Origin of the sequence: Microbacterium sp. NPDC089320 (assembly GCF_040684875.1) — a bacterium.
Classification (GTDB): Bacteria; Actinomycetota; Actinomycetes; order Actinomycetales; family Microbacteriaceae; genus Microbacterium.
Genome location: NZ_JBFBGY010000001.1, coordinates 821,693 through 840,377, shown reverse-complemented (window position 1 = coordinate 840,377; position 18,685 = coordinate 821,693). Strand labels below are relative to the sequence as shown.

The window sequence follows — 18,685 nt, the reverse complement described above, 5'->3', positions numbered from 1 at the left end:
GCATGACGACTCTCCGACTTCTCGACGCCGCGGGCGCGGTGACGGATGCCGAGCTGCGCGAGGGCGGTGGATACTCCCGTCCGACCTCGCCGCTGCGGAGCCGCGTCGCCTACGCCGCTGCCCACGTCGTGCCGAAGGTGCACGCCGACAACACTCCGGGTCAGCCGGCCGACATCGACTGGGACTCGACGCTCGCGTTCCGCCGCAATGTCTATTCGTGGGGCCTGGGCGTCGCCGACGCCATGGACACCGCGCAGCGCAACATGGGCCTCGACGCCGCAGCGACGCGCGAGCTCATCTCGCGCAGCGCCGAGGTCGCGCGTGAAGAGGGCGGCTCGGTCGTGGTGGGCGTCAACACCGACCACGTCGCCGAGTCGCACATCTCGCTCGACCAGGTCATCGACGCCTACAAGCAGCAGCTGCACTTCACCGAGGAGCAGGGGGCGGGACCGGTGCTGATGGCCTCGCGTCATCTCGCGCGGGTGGCGACGGATGCCGACGACTACCGCCGCGTCTACCGCGAGGTGCTGGAGTCGGCGTCGGTGCCCGTGGTGCTGCACTGGCTCGGCACGGCGTTCGACCCCGAGCTCGCCGGCTACTTCGGCGCGGATGACTGGCAGACGGCATCCGCGGTGCTGCTCGACGTGATCGCCGAGAACCCCGACAGGGTCGCCGGCGTGAAGATGAGCCTGCTGAACGCGGAGTCCGAGATCTCGGTGCGCGAGCGGCTTCCGCAGGGCGTGCGCATGTTCACGGGCGACGACTTCAACTACGTCGGCCTGATCGGCGGCGACACCGTGGGTGAGGGCGAGGGGCATTCCGATGCGTTGCTCGGAGCGTTCGCGGCGATCACCCCGGTCGCCTCCGCCGCCATCCAGGCGCTCGATGCCGGAGACCCCGCGCGCTACCTCGAGATCCTCGGTCCGACCGAAGAACTCAGTCGCCAGGTGTTCGCGGCACCGACCTTCTATTACAAGACGGGCGTGGCGTTCCTCGCCTGGCTCAACGGGCATCAGCCCGCGTTCCAGATGGTCGGCGGGCTGCACTCGGCGCGCAGCCTTCCGCATCTCAGCCGCATCGTCGAGCTGGCCAACGCCTCGCTCGCCCTCGAGAACCCCGAGCTCGCGCGAGAGCGCTGGCACGGGATGCTGCGCCTGAACGGAGTCTCGCTGTGACCGTCGACCCGCGCCTGTCGATCAACCAGGCCACGATCAAGCACGCCGACCTCGCGACCGCGCTGCGGGTGACGGCGGATGCCGGCATCCAGGCGATCGGTCTGTGGCGCGAGCCCGTGAACGAGGTCGGTCTCGATGCCGCCGCGCGCATGCTCGCGGATTCGGGGCTGCGCTTCACGACTCATTGCCGCGGGGGCTTCTTCACCTTGCCGGACGGACCCGAGCGCGTCGCCGCGCTCGACGACAACCGGCGCGCGATCGAGGAGACCGCGACGCTCGCCGCCGCGGGGGCCGACGGGTCGACGGCTGTGCTCGTGCTCGTCGCCGGCGGCATCCCGGCGGGATCCCGCGACCTGATCGGCGCGCGCGAGCGAGTGCGCGATGCGATCGGCGTGCTCGCGGCCGATGCGAAGGCGGCGGGTGTGACGCTCGCGATCGAGCCCCTGCATCCGATGTACGCCTCTGACCGCGCGGTCGTCTCGACCCTCGGTCAGGCGCTCGACATCGCCGCCGACTTCGACGCCGACGTCGTGGGCGCGGCGGTCGACACCTTCCACATCTGGTGGGATCCTCAGGTGCTCGACCAGATCGCACGTGCGGGCCGCGAAGGGCGCATCGCGACCTACCAGGTGTGCGACTGGAAGACCCCGCTCGCCGCCGACGTGCTGCTGTCTCGGCACTACACGGGCGACGGCGTGATCGACTTCGGCTCGCTCACGCGCGCCGTGATCGAGTCGGGCTATGACCGCGACATCGAGGTCGAGATCTTCAATGCCGACATCTGGGCGGATGCTCCCGAGAACGTCGTGCGCCGCACGGCCGAGACGTTCGGCGCCGCAGTCTCGCCGCACCTGCGCTGACGGGCGTGAGCGATCTGCCTGGCGGAGCCGGTCGCCATCTCGATTGTCCTCTGCGCCGACCATCTGCAGGAGACGAGCACGGATGCAGGACCGGAACGCCGATTCGGGCCCGCATCCGTGCTTCGGTCCTGCAGACGGCACGACTCGACCCGCACCTCGCAGACAGGACCGACCGCGCCCTATGTTGAGGTGGGCCCGACCCGAGCCCCGCGACGCCCCCGTCATCGCCGTCTCGGCGCAGTATGCTCAGGGCATGAGTCAGCAGGAAAGCCCTTCCCGTGCGCGTCAGCCGAGGCATTCACGGGGCGCAGCCCCGACCCTGCACGACGTCGCCCGCGAGGCCGGCGTCTCGCTCGCCACGGCATCCCGCGTTCTCAACGGGTCAGAGCGCAAAGTGGCCGAGTCGTTCCGCGAGCGCGTGGAGCAGGCCGCCGCCGAACTGGGCTACACGGCGAACGCGTCGGCGCAGGCGACCGCCCGCGGCAGCTCGCCCGTGATCGCCCTGCTGGTGGCTGACATCGCCGACCCGTACTTCGGACTCATCGCGGCCGGCGTGGCCCGCGGAGCCGACGAACAGGGACTGGTCGTGACGATCGCCATCACCGAGCGTGATCCGGCGCGTGAGGCGCGCATCGTGCGGGCTCTGCGTGGTCAGCGACCTCAGGGCCTGATCCTCGCCGCATCGCGCACGAACGAGCCGACCGACTCCGACACGTCGCGCGAGCTGGCGGAGTACGCCCGGTTCGGCGGACGCGTCGTCACGTTCGGCGCCGGCAGTGCAGAGAACCGCCACGTCGAGATCGACAACCGCGCCGGGGCCGAGGCGCTCGGTCGCCGCATGGCCTCTCTCGGCTATCGCAGCGCCATCGCGATCGGCGCGGCCGAGGGAGTGCTCACGTCAGACGAGCGTCTTGCCGGGTTCCGCGCCGGATTCGCGACCGACGGCGGGTCGATCGAACGGGTGATCCGAGGTGACTTCCGTCGGGAGTCCGGTGCGCAGGCGATGTCGGCCGCCCTGGGCGAGGGCGTCGAACCCGGCACCCTCGTGTTCGGCATGAGCGATGTGGTGGCGATCGGCGCGATGGCCGCGATCCGCGAGGCCGGTCGAGAGGTCGGCACCGACATCGCGGTCTGCGGCTTCGACGACGTGCCCTCGAGCAGCGACGTCACCCCGGCGCTCACGACCGTGCGCGTGCCGCTGAGCGAAGTCGGGTATCAGGCGTTCCGCGCGACGGTCGACACCGACTGGCAGCAGGCTCCGCTTCCGCTCGAGGTCATCGTGCGCGCGAGCACCCCCGGCATCGCGTCATGACGCGCGTGGTGCTGGCGCCGGACAGTTTCAAGGGCACGATCACCGCGGCGGATGCTGCGGCATCCCTCGCCGAAGGCTGGGCATCGGTCGAGCCGTCGGCGACGTTCGTGCACCGGCCCATGGCGGATGGCGGTGAGGGCACGGTCGCGGCGTTCGAGGCGGCCGTGCCGGGAGCGCGACGCATGCCGGTGGTCGTCGACGGTCCCGCAGGCACACCGGTTGAGACCAGCTGGCTGCTGCTGCCGGCCTCGACGGATGCTCCCGGCGACACTGCCGTCGTCGACCTCGCCTCGACCTCGGGCATCGAACTGCTCGACGAGCTGCGACCGTGGGATGCCGACACCACCGGGTTCGGTCAGGCGATCGCCGCGGCACTCGACCACGGTGTCACGCGTCTCATCGTGGGGATCGGTTCGAGCGCGTCGACCGACGGGGGCACCGGGATGCTGGCTGCGCTCGGCGCTCGGTTCCTCGATGCGTCGGGTGCGCCGGTCGTGCGTGGAGCGCGGGGCCTCGCCGACATCGCCTCGGTCGACCTGAGCGGGCTGCGCGCGGCCCCGGACGTGCGCGTGCTCACCGACGTCACGAATCCGCTCACCGGACCCCGGGGTGCGGCGGCCGTGTTCGGGCCGCAGAAGGGGCTCGCCCTCACGGAGCTGGCCGAAGTGGATGCGGGGCTCGCTCGACTCGCCGACCTGCTCGCCCTCGACGCCGCACTGCAGGGGGCCGGAGCCGCGGGCGGAACGGGCGGCGCGCTGGTCGTCTGGAGGGCGACGCTCGCCCCAGGAGCGGCCGAGGTCGCAGAGCTCATCGGACTCGCCGACGCGATCGCCGACGCCGACGTCGTCGTCACGGGGGAGGGGTCGTACGACGGTCAGTCCGGCGACGGCAAGGTGCCCTCGTTCATCGCCGGCCTCGCGGCATCGGCTGGGGCCACGGCCCTGCTCGCGGCCGGACGCATCACAGCCGATTCCGAGACCGCGCTGTTCGCGGCATCCGCGTCTCTCACCGAGATCGCCGGGTCGTCGGACGCGGCCCTCTCCGACCCCGCGCGGTGGCTGCGCGAGGCCGGAGCGCTGCTCGCCCGCTCGGTCTGACTCGCCGCGGCGCGTCAGCCCCCGAGGGCGGCCGACACGACGGCGCGGGCCTCGGCCTGCACCTCGGCGAGGTGCTCGGCTCCGCGCAGGCTCTCGGCGTAGAGCTTGTAGACGTCTTCCGTGCCCGACGGGCGTGCCGCGAACCAGGCGTGCTCGGTCTGCACCTTGAGGCCGCCGATCGCCGCGCCGTTGCCGGGGGCGTGCGACAGCTTGGCGGTGATCTCCTCGCCCGCGAGGGTCGTGGCCGAGACCGCCTCGGGAGCGAGCTTGCCCAGCGTCGCCTTCTGCTCGGGAGTCGCCGGGGCGTCGACGCGCTGATAGGCCGACGATCCGAACGCCTGCTCAAGCTCGCCGTACCGCTCCGACGGCGTCTTGCCGGTCACCGCGATGATCTCGGCCGCGAGCAGGCACAGCAGGATGCCGTCCTTGTCGGTCGACCAGACCGTGCCGTCCTTGCGCAGGAACGATGCTCCGGCCGACTCCTCGCCGCCGAACGCGACCGAGCCGTCGAGCAGACCGGGCACGAACCACTTGAAGCCCACGGGAACCTCGAGCAGACGGCGACCGAGCGACTCGGCGACCCGGTCGATGATCATCGACGACACGAGGGTCTTGCCGATCGCGGCGTCGCGCGGCCACTCCGAGCGGTGCGAGAACAGGTAGTCGATCGCGACCGCGAGGTAGTGGTTCGGGTTCATGAGCCCGGCGTCGGGGGTGACGATGCCGTGGCGATCGGCATCCGCGTCGTTGCCCGTCAGCACGTCGTAGTCGCCCTTCTTGGCGACGAGCGAGGCCATCGCCGACGGGGAGGACGGATCCATGCGGATCTTCTCGTCCCAGTCGAGCGTCATGAAGCGCCACGTCGGGTCGACCTCGGGGTTCACGACGGTGAGGTCGAGGTCGTAGACCTCCTTGATGAGCGCCCAGTACTCGACCGATGCGCCGCCGAGCGGATCAGCGCCGATGCGCACTCCGGCGGTGCGGATCGCGTCGATGTCGATGATCGTCGCGAGGTCGCGCACATAGGCATCGCGGAAGTCGTAGCCCGGAAGCGCGTCCCAGTCGATGTCGGCGAACCGCTCGCGCTTGACGTCGGCGAGGCCACCGGCGATCAGTTCATTGGCGCGGTCGGCGATCCAGCCGGTCGCGTCGGTGTCGGCCGGTCCGCCGTGCGGCGGGTTGTACTTGAAGCCGCCGTCGCGGGGCGGGTTGTGCGACGGGGTGACGACGATGCCGTCGGCGCGGCCCGCGGCATCCGGTGCGAGGTCGCGGTTGTAGGTGAGGATCGCGTGGCTGAGCGCGGGCGTCGGCACCCATGCGTCGCGCGAGTCGACGCGGACGTCGACGCCGTTGGCCACCAGCACCTCGATGGCGCTGCGCTCGGCGGGCAGCGAGAGGGCGTGGGTGTCGCGGCCGAGGAAGAGCGGGCCGGTGATGCCCTGGCTCGCGCGGTAGTCGACGATCGCCTGGGTGGTCGCAAGGATGTGATTCTCGTTGAAGCTCTTGCTGAGCGACGACCCGCGGTGTCCGCTGGTGCCGAACGCGACCCGTTCGGCGGCGACGCCGGGGTCGGGCACGCGGTCGTAGTACGCGGCGATCAGCTCGTCGACATCGATCAGATCAGATTCCTCGGCAGGGAGGCCGGCGCGGCTCGTCATGCAGACAGTCTGCCCCCATCTCGGCATCCGCGCATCTTCTGGGCCTCTGCGGGTGCCCTAAGGTGAAACGCGTGACTGAACGCCGCACCTACAGCTATCTCGGCCCCGCCGGAACATTCACCGAAGCGGCGCTCGAACAGGTCGCTGAAGCCCGAGGTCAAGACTGGCGTGCCGTGCACAACGTGGGCGAAGCTCTCGCCGACGTGCTGGAGGGTCGCAGCGACGCCGCCATGATCGCGATCGAGAACTCGGTCGAGGGCGGAGTCTCGACCACGCAGGACGCTCTGGCCACGATCCCCGGACTGCGGATCATCGGCGAGTATCTCGTGCGGGTGAACTTCGTGCTGGTGGCCCCGCGCGGCACCACCCTCGACGACGTGCAGGTCATCGCGGCGCATCCGGTCGCCTACGCGCAGTGCCACGGCTGGCTCGGCGCGAACATGCCCTCGCACTCCCACGTGCCCGCGGCGAGCAACGTGGCGTCGGCCATCGGCGTGCTCGACGGCACCCTTCCCGCACAGGCGGCGATCGCCGCTCCCGGTGTGGTGAAGCACCTCGACGTCGACGTGCTGGCCGAGAACATCGGAGACAACGCCCAGGCGGTCACCCGGTTCGTGCTCGTCACCCGCACCACCACCGCGCCGGCTCCCACCGGCGCCGACAAGACCTCGCTGATCGTCGAGCTGCCGAACGACCACCCCGGATCGCTGCTCGAGATGCTCGAGCAGTTCTCGACCCGCGGCATCAACCTCTCGCTGATCCAGTCGCGGCCGATCGGCGACGAGCTCGGGCGCTACCGGTTCGTGATCGACGCCGACGGGCACATCGAGCACGAGCGCATGGCCGACGCCCTGCTCGGCATCCGTCGTTTCAGCCCGCGTGTGGTTTTCCTCGGGTCCTACCCCCGGGCCGACCGCCAGATCGTGCAGTACCCCGAGCGCTACGACGACGACGTGTTCGTCGAGGCACGCGACTGGCTGCGCGGCATCCTCTCGGGCGAGCCCGACGACTGAACCCGGCCCGCGCGGTCAGATCGCGCCGATCTCGACCAGCGCCCGCTTGAACTCGGGCATCGCCGAGTGCGGGTCGACCCGGTCGTCGGTGAGCAGATTGGCGCTCTCGGCATCCGGGTGGTGGAACGGGAGGAACACCGTGTCGGGCCTGATGTCGTGCGTCAGCTCGGCGCGCGCCTGCAGGGTGCCGCGGGAGTTCGAGATGCGGATGCCGTCGCCCTCGCCGATCCCGTGACGTCGGGCCGTCGCGGGGTGCAGCTGGGCGACGAGATGGGGTCGCTTCTCGGTGAGCTCGCGGATGCGGCGGGTCTGCGTTCCGCTCTGATACTGCTCGAGCAGTCGCCCGGTGACGAGGTTCAGGCGCTCACCGCCCGCGGGGGGATGGGAACGAGCGCGCACGGCCACGAGCTTCGCGCGCCCGTCGGCGTGTGCGAACCGGTCGGCGAACAGCCGAGGGGTGCCGAGGCTGCCGATCGGAAAGGGCCAGTGCGCCTCGAGTCCGAGGTCGAGCAGCTCGTGGCTGAGGCCCGAGTAGTCGGCGCGGCCGCCGGCGGAGGCGCGGGCGAGTTCGTCGAACACCTCTGACGGCACGAGGCTCCAGGTGCCGGGGGCGTCGAGGCGACGGGCGAGCTCAGCCATGATCCACAGCTCGCTGCGAGCACCGGCCGGGGCATCGACGGCCCGACGCCGACGCAGCACCCGACCCTCGAGATTGGTCATCGTGCCCTCCTCCTCGGCCCACTGCAGCACGGGCAGCACGATGTCGGCGGCCCGCGCGGTCTCCGAGAGGAAGAAGTCGGAGACGACGAGCAGGTCGAGGCGTCCGAGGGCCTCGCGCACGGTCTGGACGTTCGGCGCCGACACGAACACGTTCGACCCGTGCACGAGCAGCGCTCGCACGCCCCCGGGGAGTCCGGCGTTCTGCAGCAGCTCGACGGCCGGGACGCCCGGTCCGGGAAGTGTGCCGGGGTCGACGCCCCACACGGCCGCCACCGAAGCGCGGGCGGCCGGGTCGCTGATCGACTGGTATCCGGGCAGCTGATCGGCCTTCTGCCCGTGCTCGCGACCGCCCTGGCCGTTGCCCTGGCCCGTGAGGGTGCCGTAGCCGCATCCGGGGGTGCCGGGCAGCCCGAGCAGCAGTGAGAGGTTGATGGCGGCCGTCGCGGTGTCGGTGCCGTCGACATGCTGCTCGACGCCGCGGCCGGTGAGGATGTACGTCGAGTCCGATTCCGCCAGTCTGCGCGCCAGATCGCGGATGCTGCGCGCCGGCACCCCCGTGACGGTCTCGGCGCGCTCGGGCCACCACGCCGACACCGACTGGCGGAGGGCCTCGAAGCCCGATGTGCGCTGGCGCACATATCCGTCGTCATACAGCTCCTCGGCGATCACGACGTGGATCAGCGCGAGCAGCAGTGCGAGATCGGTTCCCGGCACGGGCTGCACGTGGATGCCGGCGCCGTCGGCGCACAGCCGTGCCGTCGAGCTGCGGCGAGGGTCGACGACGATGAGTCCGCCGCGGGCTCTGGCCCCCTGCAGATGCGACACGAACGGCGGCATGGTGTCGCCGACGTTCGACCCCAGCAGCAGCACCGTCTCGGCGGTGTCGAGGTCGGTCAGCGGGAACGGCAGGCCCCGGTCGATCCCGAAGGAGCGGTTGGCGGCAGCGGCCGCGGATGACATGCAGAAGCGCCCGTTGTAGTCGATCCGCGAGGTGCGCAGCGCGATGCGCGCGAACTTGCCCAGCTGGTAGGCCTTCTCGTTCGTGAGTCCGCCGCCGCCGAAGACTCCGATCGCATCGGGGCCGTCCTCGTCGGCGATCCGGCGCAGCCGTGCGGCGATCAGGTCGAGAGTCGTGTCCCACTCCGCAGGATGCAGCTCGCCGTCGGCCCCGCGCACGAGCGGAGCGGTGAGGCGACCGGTGTCGGCGAGCAGCTCGGCCGAGGTCCACCCCTTCTTGCACAGACCGCCGCGGTTGGTCGGGAAGTCGCGTCCGGCGACGGTCACCGGCACCGCAGCGCCCGGGGTCGGGGTCAGCGTCATCGCGCACTGCAGCGCGCAATAGGGGCAGTGGGTGTCGGTCATGCGACGGCCCCCGCGTGGGCGTGCAGCAGCTCAGTGATGCGCGCGCGGCATCCTCCGCATCCGGTGCCGGCACGGGTGCACTCGCCGACAGCGGCGACCGATGAGCAGCCGTCGTCGATCGCGTCCTCGATCTGGCCGACGGTCACGGCGTTGCAGATGCACAGGGTCGCGTCCCGCCCGGCCGGCGCGATCGCATCGGCGTCCGGATCGTCGAGGCGCAGCAGCAGCGAGCGGTCGGCGGGCAGTTCGCCGCCGCGCAGATACAGCACGCTCAGCTCGGCGGCGGCTCGCGGCATCCCGACCGCCACGAATCCGGTGAGGATGCCGTCGCGCGTCGCCATCTTGACGTAGGCGCCGTGCTCGGGATCGGCCCAGACCGCGATGCCGGGAGCATCCTCGCCGGCGGGGACGGGGGCGAAGGGGTCGGCCGAGACATCGCCCGCCGATGCGATGTCGACCAGCTCGCCCTTGAGCACGACGACTCCGGGGTGCTCGTCGGCGAAGTCGGCGGCATGGTCGTCGTCGTGAGCGCCGAGCTCGGCCGCGATCCGCGCCGCGAGCCAGCTCGCCTGGCGCCAGCCCGGCCCCACGAGACCGTGCGGCCCGCCCGGCACCTCGCGGTCGTGCAGATGCTCGGTGGGGTCGGCGATGTGCGCGCAGTCGCCGATCGCATGCACGCGCGGATCCGACCACGAGCGCAGCCCGCCGTCGACGAGCACACCCTTGCCGACGCGGAGCCCCGCAGCCTCGGCGAGCTCGGTGCGCGCTCTCACGCCGCACGACAGCACGAGCAGATCGCCCTCGATGCGCTTGCCGTCGGAGCTCGCGAGCGCTCGGAACCGGCGGATGCCGTCGTCGCCCTCGACGCCGATCACGCCCTCGGCGCGAGTGTGCGGCACGAGCGTGACGCCCGCAGAGGAGAGGGCGGTCGAGAGGATGCTCGCCGACCCGCGATCGAGCTGGCGGGGCATCGGCATCGGACCGAAGTGGGCCACCGAGGGGACGGCACCGGCATCCGCGAGCAGCATCGCCAGTTCGATCCCGAGCACCCCGGCGCCCAGCACCACGACCCGGCCGCCGCGGGCGACGACCGCGCGCACCTGCTCGGCATCCGAGAGATCGCGGAGCACGCAGACCCCCGCGGTGAGGGTGCTGTCGAGGCCGGTGGAGTCGCGACCGAGCGTCTCGAGGCCGTCGAGTGACGGGACGATCGATCGTGCACCCGTCGCGAGCACCAGGCGGTCGTACCCGACGGCCGACCCGTCGGCCAGCTCGACGACCCGTGCATCGCGATCGATCCGCACTGCTCGTGCACCCAGCCGCAGATCCACACCGGGAAGACTCGCGGACGTGGCGAGAGTGAGCTCCTCGCGCGACGCCTCGCCTACGGCGAGCTCGGCGAGCAGCACCCGGTTGTACGGATCGGCCGCCTCGGCCCCCAGCACGGTGACCGTCGCCCGACCGCCCGCCACGAGCGGCAGCAGCTCCTCGGCGAAGCGGATGCCGACAGGCCCCGCGCCGATGACGACGATGCGCTCGGTCATGATCAGATCCGGTGTCCGGCGAGCGAGGGCCGGGGGATCAGGTAGACGAAGACCGTGATCAGGAGCAGCACGATGTAGGCGGCGACGAACCCGCCGAATGCGGGAGCGTACGACCCGGTGCCGCTCTTCGCCGCGGCCAGCACCTGCGGGATCACGAATCCGCCGTAGGCGCCGATCGCCGAGATCAGCCCGAGGGCCGCCGCGCCCTTGCGCTGGGTGCTGACACCGAGGGCATCGCCCGCGGTCGCGGCACCACGGGCGGCGAAGACGTTGGGGATCATCCGGTAGGTCGCCCCGTTGCCGACCCCGGCCGCGATGAACAGCAGCAGGAAGCATCCGAGGAAGAGCGCGAAGCTGTTCGCCTCGAGGGTGACGAGCAGCGAGAGCGCCCCGATGATCATGAGCGCGAACGCGGCGATCGTCATGCGCGCCCCGCCGAACCGGTCGGCGAGCTTGCCGCCGTAGGGGCGGGCGAGAGAGCCGACGAGGGCTCCGAGGAACGCCAGCGACAGCGAGGCACTGCCGATCTGGAACGTCGAGAACTCGGGGAAGGTGTCGGCGATGAGCTTGGGGAAGACGCTGGAGAACCCGATGAACGACCCGAACGTGCCGATGTAGAGCAGCGACAGCACCCACAGATGCGGTTCGCGCAGTGCGGCGGCGGCCCCGGCGAAGTCCGCCTTGGCCGACGACAGGTTATCCATGTGGCGCCAGGCGCCCCACACGGCCACGAGGATCAGCGGCACCCACATCCATCCGGCGAACGACAGGCTGAAGGTCGACGCGGCGGTGATCGACACGACGATCGGCACCGCGAGCTGCGCCACAGAGGTGCCCAGGTTGCCACCGGCCGCGTTGAGCCCGAGCGCCCAGCCCTTCTCCTTCTGCGGGAAGAAGTAGGTGATGTTCGCCATGGAACTGGCGAAGTTGCCGCCGCCGAAGCCCGCGAGCGCCGCCACGGCGAGCAGCACGCCGAACGGGGTCTCGGGGTCGTGCACGACGATGCCGAGCAGGATGGCGGGGATCAGCAGCAGCAGCGCCGAGACGATGGTCCAGTTGCGTCCGCCGAAGCGGGCGACGAGGAACGTGTAGGGGAACCGCAGCGTCGCACCGACGAGGCTCGGCAGCGAGATCAGCCAGAACGACTCGGTGGTTCTCAGGGTGAACCCGGCGGCGGGAAGCAGCACGACGACGATGCTCCAGAGCTGCCAGATGATGAAGCCGAGGAACTCGGCGAAGATCGACCAGCCGAGGTTCCGACGGGCGATGGCCTTGCCCTCGGCGGCCCAGAAGGTCGCATCCTCGGGGTTCCATCCGTCGATCCAGCGGCCGTTCCGCCGGGTGAGGGTCACGGCGGAGGTGTCGACGCTGCTTCTTCCGATGGTCTGGGACATCGCGGCTCCTGGCGTTCGAGAGGATGAATGCTCTGAACGTAGGGGCCGGATGTTGCAGGCCCGCGCAAGTGCGATTACCGCACGATTACTTCTCGATCACATCGGAGAGGCGGGCGATGAGAGAACTTCAGGAATCGCGTTCGTCTGCTCGCCAGGATGCCGCCAGCTCGGTGATCGCGGCCACCGCGGCAGCGGTGTCCTGGCGGCCGCCGCCGGCTCGTCCCGCTGCGAGACCGGCGAGGTAGGCGCTGAGCGGAGCCGCCGGTCGGGCGACGCCGTGTGCGACATCGCGGGCGAGATCGAGAAGCAGAGCGACGTCGACGGATGTGCGATCGATCCCGAGCTCCGTGCAGACGGCCGTGGTCCAGTCGTCCAGGGCTTCGACCGGAAGATGCTTCGGCTTGTCGGTCATGTCGTCTCCTCGTCAGGGGCGCTGCCGCGGGGGGACGTCGGTGACGCGGCGCGGGCACGTTCGAGATCGTCCCACGTGTCGACATCCGTCGCCAGCTCTCCCGCCGGAACAGCCCTGATGCGCAGGCCCGCGAGCAGCGATCTCAGGGACGCGTCGCGGCCGCCGTCGGGGAGGGTCGCGAGGGCCGCGCGCAGCGCATCGGCGCGGTAGCGCCCGACCAGCCACTGCATCCGTTCCGACGCGTCGATCAGGCAGACGCCGTCCTCGCCGCCGGAGAGGCGGGGATGCCGGTGCAGTAGCGCCACTGCGTCGACGGCGTTCGGCAGGTCGGCCGCCAGCAGCAGCACGTCAGCGGTGTCGACGAGGGCGAGGCCGGCGGCGATGCCCGCGACCGGTCCGCCGAACTCGGGCGACTCGCGGGTCCAGACGACGTGGTCGCGAGTCGGCGCCGACGGGCCCACGACGATGACGGGGTCGCACCCGTCGACGGCCGCGACGGCGTGGTCGAGCAGGGTTCGCCCCGCGACGTCGAGCAGCGGCTTGACGGCACCGCCGAGCCGCGACGCCCTCCCTCCGGCGAGGATGATCGCGGCGGTCGGCTCGGTCGCGCGCGTCTCGGTCGCGCGCGTCTCGCTCTTGTGGTGCTCGGTGTCGTGCCGCTCGGTCATGAGAGCAGCATCACGTCGACCAGGTCACCGACCGCGACGGCCGACACGTCGGCGGGCACGACCGCATAGGCATCCGCTCTCGCGAGTCCCGCGGCCAGGTGGGCGCCCGACGACCCGTCGGCGGCCGCCGGACGCACCGACCAGGCGGCCGGGTCCGATCGATCGAGGGTGAGGGGCACGTACTGCTGTCGTCCCGCCGGGCTGGACCACGCCGCAGTGGTGGCGAGGCGGAGCATCGGACGCTGCACCCCTGCGCGGCCCTGGAGCGCGAGCAGCGCCGGCCGCACGAACGCCTCGAACGAGGCCGCGACGCTCGCCGGATTGCCCGGGAGGCCGAACACGAGCGCGTCCGCGAGGCGTCCGAAGGCCTGGGGTCTGCCCGGCTGCATGGCCACCGCCACGAACTCGATGCGATCACGCAGCACGTTCTTCACGACCTCATGGGCGCCGGCACTGACTCCGCCGGAGGTGACCACGACGTCGGCGCGGGCGTCATCGAGCGCGCGATCGACGAGGGCGGCGAACGCGGCATCCTCGTCCGTCACCGTGTCGACCGAGACGACCTCGGCTCCCGCCTCGGCGCAGAGCGCGGCCAGCAGCACCGAGTTCGACTCGGGGATCTGCCCGCGCGTGAGGTCTGCGCCGGGGGCGGCGAGCTCGCTTCCGGTCGAGATCACGGCGACGCGCGGTCGGCGATGCACGCGCACGGTGTCGGTCCCGGTGGCGGCGATGGCCGTGAGCTGCAGCGGGCCGAGCGTGACGCCTGCTGCCGCGACGACGTCGCCGGCTCGCAGCTCCTCACCGCGGCGGCGGATGTTGGCACCCTCGCGGAACGGCGCCGTGATCACGACGGCAGGGGCGTCCCACGTGCGGAGGCCGTCACGGGTGTGTTCGAAGGGTACGACGACCGTGGCCGTGGGCGGCACGGGAGCGCCGGTCATGATGCGCGCGGCCCGCCCGCGACTCAGCTCGGGCTCGTCAGCTGACCCTGCGGGGAGGTCGGCGATCACTTCGAGCTCGACCGGATTCTCGGCCGTGGCGGCCTCGACGTCGCTGAACAGCGCCGCGTATCCGTCCATCGCGGAATTGTCGAACAGCGGCACGTCGACCCGTGCGTGCGCGGTCGCGGCGAGGACGCGGCCGGCCGCCTGTGCGATCGGCACCGATTCGGCATCCAGCGGTCGGGTGGCGGCGATCACCTTGGCCCGCTGCTCGTCGACCGTCAGCATGCCGGAGGAGCGAGGGGAGTGGTCAGTCGCATGCAGTCAGCGTACGACGGCCGCGGGGATGCCCCGCGACCGCGCCGCCCCTCTTCCCCTTGTTTCCCCGTTCGAAAGTCAGTGCTCGCGGAACAACGGCCAGCCGCTGCCTGGCAGCATGTGCGAGTGCAGCGCGCCCTTCGCCGATTCGAGGGTCGGATACGTGCCCGTCGCGGCATCGGACCCGGCCATGACGACCGTGTAGCCCTCGTCGTCGTGCCGGATGCTGCCGACGACCCCGTTCGTGCCGTACGCCACCCAGAGGGCCAGGGTCTTGGTAGTGCTCATCATCGAACCCCTTCCGTTGCTGGCGAGGGTACGCCCCGAAGTGCCGGAATACCAGACCTGGAGCGGGGTTTCTGCGACGTTCGGCGTTCGTGGCGCGGTAGGGGGTGGTCGACAGCGCGCCGCCTAGAGCGCTGCGGCGATGAGCTCGAGCGTCTGGGCCCGCCCGGCGGCGGCGTCGCGCGGCTCGGACTCGTAGGCCCCGGCGACGGGCGACAGCATGACCTCGTCGACGCCGTGCTTCTCCGCGAACGCGCGCACCTCTGCCGCGACCGACTCGCCGGTGCCGACGAACCAGCGTGAGCGAGCGGCCTCGACGACCTGCTCGGTCGCGGCATCCGACTCCGCAGCGAGCGCTTCCTCGACGGTCTCGAGGGCGATGAGCGGCTTGTTCAGGCGCAGCCGTGACATCATGCGCAGCTGCGGCAGAGCACGGGCCTCGGCCTCTTCCTGCGTGGGCGAGGCCACCACGTTCACGGTGAGGAAGGTCCGCGGCTCGGGGTGCTCCTCGCTCGGCTGGTAGCCCGAGCGGTACAGGTCGAGGGCGCGCTCGAGGCCCTGCCCCGAGAAGTGGTTCGCGAACACGTAAGGAAGACCGTGGGATGCGGCGAGCTGCGCCGAGTAGTCGCTCGATCCGAGCAGCCACACCTCGGGGCTTCCCGTGGCAGACGGTGTCGCGTGCACCGTGTACTCGCCACCCGAGGTGAATCGCACGGTCGCGCCCTCGCCCGAGATGAGAGCGGCGATGTCCTGCACGTTGCGGGGGAACTGCTCGACGTCGCTCGTGGTGCCCGATCCGCGGAGCAGCTGGGTGATGACGGGGTCGCTGCCGGGGGCGCGGCCGAGGCCGAGGTCGATGCGTCCGGGAGCGATGGCCTCGAGGGCGGCGAACTGCTCGGCGACGATGAGCGGAGCGTGGTTCGGCAGCATGACGCCGCCGGAGCCCAGACGAATCTGCGCGGTGCGCATCGCGGCGGCGGCGATCAGCACCGGGGGAGTGGTGGATGCCACGGCCGGCATGTTGTGGTGCTCGGCGAACCAGTAGCGGCGGTAGCCGAGCCGGTCGGCGGTGGCGGCGAGATCGATCGAGGAGGAGATCGCCTCGGCGCTGGTCTGGCCGGTGCGCACCGGGACGAGGTCGAGGACGGAGAGTGCGGTGGAAGTCATCCCCGAATGCAACGGCGGGGGAGGGCGGGGCATTCCCGTCCGCCCCCGCCATCGCCGGTGAAGCGGGGTGGGCCGGGTTCGAGCCCCGGTCCACTGGGGTTCAGGCGGTGATCGACTGTCGGTTGTCGCTCGACTCGACCTCGATCTTGCGCGGCTTCGCGCGCTCACTGACCGGGATGATCACCGAGAGCACGCCGCTCTCGTACGAGGCGCTGATCGCGTCGAGGTCGACGCCGTCGCCCAGCGAGAACTGGCGCAGGAACGAGCCCGCCCCGCGCTCGCGTGCGAGCCAGCGGACGCCTTCGCGACCGTCAGCCGTGCGCTGCGCGCGGATCGTGAGCTGTCCGCCGTCGAGGTCGACGTCGATCGACCCCGGATCGATGCCGGGAAGATCGGCGTGCAGGATGTACCGGTCGCCGTCGCGGTAGAGGTCCACCGGCATGAGACGCGGTGCGCGGACGGAGTCCAGCACGCTCGCAGCGAAGCGGTCGAGCTGACTGAACGGATCGAAGGACATGGCCATGAGTGTCTCCTTTCGTGTGGCCCGGTTGGGCGTTGGTGGTGCAGGTTATCTGCAACCGTTGCTATAGATTTTTTATAGAACAACCCGAGATAGAATGCAAGTGCGTCGAGAGGGAGGTGCCGATGAATGATCGCGACCCGAGCATGCCGGTCTACGGCATCGCCGTCGCCGCGCAGCTCAGCGGGGTGCCCGAGGCCAGCCTGCGACTCTTCGAGGCGAAGGGCCTTCTTACGCCTGCCCGCAGCGAGGGCGGCACGCGCCGCTACAGCGACGACGACCTCGAGCGCATCCGTCGGGTGACCGGGCTGCGCGTCGAAGGCATCAACATCGTCGGCATCCGTCGCGTGCTCGATCTGGAGGATGAGAACGCCGGCCTCCGCGAGGAGCTCGCCAACGACTGATCCCCGGCCCCGCACCGCCCCGCGCGCATCCAGACGCGCAGTACTTTAGGGGCATGGATGCCGAGATCTTCTACGTGCTCGTCGGTGCTGTCGTCGTGGCGGCGGTCGCCCGATGGCGCGGGTGGCCGGCCCCGCTTCTGGTGACGATCGTGGCGCTCGCGGCATCCTTCCTGCCCTTCGTGCCGGATGTCGAGATCGACGGCCATCTGCTGCTGAACCTCGTGCTCCCGCCGCTGCTGTACTCCGCGGCGCTGGACGTCTCGTTCGTCGGATTCAAGCGCAGCCTCCCCCAGATCCGCCGGCTCGGGATCTGGCTCGTGCTGCTCACGGCGCTCGCGGTGGGTTTCGTGGCCTGGTGGATCATGCCGTCGCTGACCCTGCCCGGCGCTCTGCTGCTCGGTGCGATCGTTGCGCCGCCGGACGCGGTGTCGGCCGCCGCGATCGGCCGCAAGCTGGGTCTGCCCCGCCGCATCATGACGGTGCTCTCGGGCGAGAGCCTGATCAACGATGCGACCTCGCTCACCCTCTACCGCGTGTTCGCGGCGATCCTCGCGGGCGCGACCGTGTCGGTGTGGGGTGGGGTGGTGCAGTTCCTGCTGGCCGTGGCCGTCGGGGTCGCGATCGGTCTCGTCTTCGGCATCCTGCTGCATCAGCTCCGTATGCGGATCAACGATGCTGTCGTGATCGGCACCTTCGGCCTGCTCGCGCCCTTCGGCGCCTATGCGATCGCCGAGCACCTGCTCGGATCGGGGGTGCTCGCGGTCGTGGCGATGGGGCTCTACGTCGGATACAACTCGCCCCGCACCGACTACACGACCCGTCAGCAGGAGAAGCCGCTGTGGCTGTCGGCCGATCTGCTGCTCGAGAGCTTCGTGTTCGCGTACATCGGTCTGCAGTTCCCGCGGGTGCTGCGCGACCTGGGCAGTGAGTCCGTCGAGCAGATCCTGGTGCTGTCGGGCATCGTGCTGCTGGTCGTGCTCGTGGTGCGCCCGCTCTACATCTATCCGACGAGCGCTTGGGCGAACTTCCAAGACCGCAGGCGCCTCGAGCGCTGGGATCGCGGGGTGCAGAACGGCGAGTTCGAGAAGCGTCACGAGAGGTCCCGACGGTGGGGACAGTTCACCGCCGACGAGCTGCGCACGCACATCGTGCGCGAACAGATGGCGGGTCTCCAGCTGACATGGAAGGACAGCGCGGTGATCTCGTGGGCTGGGATGCGCGGCGTCGTCACCCTCGCGATCGCGCTCGCCGCCGCTGATCTCGCGACGCTCGACGAAGAGGCCTCGCACGCGATCGTCGTGGTCGCGTTCGTGGTCACCGTGGGCACGCTGCTGCTGCAAGGGCTCACGCTGCCGATGCTGATCCGCCGCCTCGGGATCGAAGGCGACGTCGATCACGACGACGATCAGCGCGCGCTCGCCGCGGTGCGGGAGAAGAGCCGCGAGGCGGGCAAGGCGTTCCTCGCCGAGAAGCGCGTCGAGTGGCAGGCCAAGTACGGCGAGGTCGACCTGGGCGTCTTCGATGCCTTCACGAAGCGCATGACCCGGGTCGAGAAGGACACCGACGAGGCGCAGCAGGTCGAGGATGCCGTCGCCCGGCCCTCCTTCGACGACCTGGCCGCCCTGAGTCGGGGGTGGCTGCAGGTGCGCCGTGACATCCTGCTCGCGGAGCGCGATGCGGGCAATCTCGACGAAGAGCTCATGCGCGAGCTGATGACCGCGATGGATGCCGAGGAGCTCGCGCTCGACACGCGCGGTGCGACACGACAGCAGGGGCGCGCGTAGCCGGCGACAGGGTCGCGCACAGCCGACGACAGACGAGCGCCCCGCCCCGGG

Annotated in this window: 17 protein-coding genes; 7 read left to right on the top strand and 10 right to left on the bottom strand. The window is 70.9% G+C overall.

Features of this window, described 5'->3' with window-relative positions; translation table 11 throughout:
• Positions 1–2 precede the first annotated feature (2 nt).
• The 4 genes from AB0N61_RS04145 to AB0N61_RS04130 all read left to right on the top strand — a co-directional run bounded on the left by AB0N61_RS04145 (position 3) and on the right by AB0N61_RS04130 (position 4,444).
• Positions 3–1,175 carry a dihydrodipicolinate synthase family protein gene (locus tag AB0N61_RS04145; RefSeq protein WP_363361937.1) on the top strand — a complete coding sequence of 391 codons (1,173 nt, stop codon included), beginning with the start codon at positions 3–5 and terminating at the stop codon, positions 1,173–1,175.
• The gene (locus AB0N61_RS04140; protein ID WP_363361936.1) at positions 1,172–2,035 is read left to right on the top strand and encodes a sugar phosphate isomerase/epimerase family protein; all 864 of its coding nucleotides are present in this window, start codon (positions 1,172–1,174) and stop codon (positions 2,033–2,035) included. Before AB0N61_RS04145 ends, AB0N61_RS04140 begins: the two co-directional genes overlap by 4 nt.
• 253 nt (positions 2,036–2,288) lie before the next feature.
• Complete coding sequence (locus AB0N61_RS04135) at positions 2,289–3,347, top strand: LacI family DNA-binding transcriptional regulator (protein ID WP_363361934.1); 1,059 nt, start codon at positions 2,289–2,291, stop codon at positions 3,345–3,347.
• Positions 3,344–4,444: a glycerate kinase gene (locus tag AB0N61_RS04130; RefSeq protein WP_363361933.1), complete on the top strand. Its 1,101-nt coding sequence runs from the start codon at positions 3,344–3,346 to the stop codon at positions 4,442–4,444. Before AB0N61_RS04135 ends, AB0N61_RS04130 begins: the two co-directional genes overlap by 4 nt.
• A 14-nt stretch (positions 4,445–4,458) precedes the next feature.
• Here AB0N61_RS04130 and pgm read toward each other — a convergent pair whose 3' ends face one another.
• Entirely contained in the window at positions 4,459–6,102 is a 1,644-nt protein-coding gene (pgm, locus tag AB0N61_RS04125) for a phosphoglucomutase (alpha-D-glucose-1,6-bisphosphate-dependent) (protein WP_363361931.1), read from the bottom strand.
• Positions 6,103–6,164: 62 nt separating this feature from the next.
• Between pgm and pheA the strand changes: the two genes are divergently transcribed.
• On the top strand, positions 6,165–7,115 hold the full coding sequence (pheA, locus tag AB0N61_RS04120) for a prephenate dehydratase (RefSeq protein WP_167948525.1): 951 nt from the start codon (positions 6,165–6,167) through the stop codon (positions 7,113–7,115).
• A 15-nt stretch (positions 7,116–7,130) separates the two neighbouring features.
• On the opposite strand, the gene AB0N61_RS04115 is transcribed toward pheA, so the two are convergent.
• From AB0N61_RS04115 to AB0N61_RS04075, 9 genes are all read right to left on the bottom strand, one after another.
• Positions 7,131–9,197, bottom strand: coding sequence for a molybdopterin oxidoreductase family protein (locus AB0N61_RS04115; RefSeq protein ID WP_363361929.1), 2,067 nt, complete (start codon positions 9,195–9,197; stop codon positions 7,131–7,133).
• Positions 9,194–10,741: an FAD-dependent oxidoreductase gene (locus AB0N61_RS04110; protein ID WP_363361927.1), complete on the bottom strand. Its 1,548-nt coding sequence runs from the start codon at positions 10,739–10,741 to the stop codon at positions 9,194–9,196. The genes AB0N61_RS04115 and AB0N61_RS04110 overlap by 4 nt, the downstream gene beginning before the upstream one ends.
• A gap of 2 nt (positions 10,742–10,743) precedes the next feature.
• A complete protein-coding gene (locus tag AB0N61_RS04105) occupies positions 10,744–12,135 on the bottom strand; it encodes an MFS transporter (RefSeq protein WP_363361925.1) in 1,392 nt (463 codons plus the stop codon).
• A 127-nt stretch (positions 12,136–12,262) separates the two neighbouring features.
• Positions 12,263–12,547, bottom strand: a complete 285-nt coding sequence (locus AB0N61_RS04100; protein ID WP_363361924.1) for a DUF6457 domain-containing protein — start codon at positions 12,545–12,547, stop codon at positions 12,263–12,265.
• The gene (locus tag AB0N61_RS04095; RefSeq protein ID WP_363361922.1) at positions 12,544–13,215 is read right to left on the bottom strand and encodes an NTP transferase domain-containing protein; all 672 of its coding nucleotides are present in this window, start codon (positions 13,213–13,215) and stop codon (positions 12,544–12,546) included. The genes AB0N61_RS04100 and AB0N61_RS04095 overlap by 4 nt, the downstream gene beginning before the upstream one ends.
• A complete protein-coding gene (gene glp / locus AB0N61_RS04090; RefSeq protein ID WP_363361920.1) occupies positions 13,212–14,444 on the bottom strand; it encodes a gephyrin-like molybdotransferase Glp in 1,233 nt (410 codons plus the stop codon). Before glp ends, AB0N61_RS04095 begins: the two co-directional genes overlap by 4 nt.
• A gap of 108 nt (positions 14,445–14,552) precedes the next feature.
• A complete protein-coding gene (locus tag AB0N61_RS04085) occupies positions 14,553–14,762 on the bottom strand; it encodes a methyltransferase (RefSeq protein ID WP_167948532.1) in 210 nt (69 codons plus the stop codon).
• A 123-nt stretch (positions 14,763–14,885) separates the two neighbouring features.
• Positions 14,886–15,926: an LLM class flavin-dependent oxidoreductase gene (locus tag AB0N61_RS04080; RefSeq protein ID WP_363361918.1), complete on the bottom strand. Its 1,041-nt coding sequence runs from the start codon at positions 15,924–15,926 to the stop codon at positions 14,886–14,888.
• 100 nt (positions 15,927–16,026) lie between these two features.
• Positions 16,027–16,449: an Hsp20/alpha crystallin family protein gene (locus AB0N61_RS04075; RefSeq protein WP_053097741.1), complete on the bottom strand. Its 423-nt coding sequence runs from the start codon at positions 16,447–16,449 to the stop codon at positions 16,027–16,029.
• A gap of 122 nt (positions 16,450–16,571) precedes the next feature.
• On the opposite strand from AB0N61_RS04075, the gene AB0N61_RS04070 reads away from it, so the two are divergent.
• Both AB0N61_RS04070 and AB0N61_RS04065 read left to right on the top strand, forming a co-directional pair.
• The gene (locus AB0N61_RS04070; protein WP_363361917.1) at positions 16,572–16,850 is read left to right on the top strand and encodes a MerR family transcriptional regulator; all 279 of its coding nucleotides are present in this window, start codon (positions 16,572–16,574) and stop codon (positions 16,848–16,850) included.
• Positions 16,851–16,903: 53 nt separating this feature from the next.
• Positions 16,904–18,634, top strand: coding sequence for a sodium:proton antiporter (locus AB0N61_RS04065; protein ID WP_363361916.1), 1,731 nt, complete (start codon positions 16,904–16,906; stop codon positions 18,632–18,634).
• Positions 18,635–18,685: the final 51 nt, after the last annotated feature.

Bases quoted from the DNA above. Each gene is read 5' to 3' on its own strand.
- AB0N61_RS04080 (WP_363361918.1), bottom strand. From the start codon at position 15,926: ATGACTTCCACCGCACTCTCCGTCCTCGACCTCGTCCCGGTGCGCACC.
- AB0N61_RS04070 (WP_363361917.1), top strand. From the start codon at position 16,572: ATGAATGATCGCGACCCGAGCATGCCGGTCTACGGCATCGCCGTCGCC.
- AB0N61_RS04095 (WP_363361922.1), bottom strand. From the start codon at position 13,215: ATGACCGAGCGGCACGACACCGAGCACCACAAGAGCGAGACGCGCGCG.
- pgm (WP_363361931.1), bottom strand. From the start codon at position 6,102: ATGACGAGCCGCGCCGGCCTCCCTGCCGAGGAATCTGATCTGATCGAT.
- glp (WP_363361920.1), bottom strand. From the start codon at position 14,444: ATGCTGACGGTCGACGAGCAGCGGGCCAAGGTGATCGCCGCCACCCGA.
- AB0N61_RS04085 (WP_167948532.1), bottom strand. From the start codon at position 14,762: ATGAGCACTACCAAGACCCTGGCCCTCTGGGTGGCGTACGGCACGAAC.
- AB0N61_RS04115 (WP_363361929.1), bottom strand. From the start codon at position 9,197: ATGACCGACACCCACTGCCCCTATTGCGCGCTGCAGTGCGCGATGACG.
- AB0N61_RS04145 (WP_363361937.1), top strand. From the start codon at position 3: ATGACGACTCTCCGACTTCTCGACGCCGCGGGCGCGGTGACGGATGCC.
- AB0N61_RS04100 (WP_363361924.1), bottom strand. From the start codon at position 12,547: ATGACCGACAAGCCGAAGCATCTTCCGGTCGAAGCCCTGGACGACTGG.
- AB0N61_RS04075 (WP_053097741.1), bottom strand. From the start codon at position 16,449: ATGGCCATGTCCTTCGATCCGTTCAGTCAGCTCGACCGCTTCGCTGCG.
- AB0N61_RS04130 (WP_363361933.1), top strand. From the start codon at position 3,344: ATGACGCGCGTGGTGCTGGCGCCGGACAGTTTCAAGGGCACGATCACC.
- AB0N61_RS04065 (WP_363361916.1), top strand. From the start codon at position 16,904: ATGGATGCCGAGATCTTCTACGTGCTCGTCGGTGCTGTCGTCGTGGCG.
- AB0N61_RS04135 (WP_363361934.1), top strand. From the start codon at position 2,289: ATGAGTCAGCAGGAAAGCCCTTCCCGTGCGCGTCAGCCGAGGCATTCA.
- AB0N61_RS04110 (WP_363361927.1), bottom strand. From the start codon at position 10,741: ATGACCGAGCGCATCGTCGTCATCGGCGCGGGGCCTGTCGGCATCCGC.
- AB0N61_RS04105 (WP_363361925.1), bottom strand. From the start codon at position 12,135: ATGTCCCAGACCATCGGAAGAAGCAGCGTCGACACCTCCGCCGTGACC.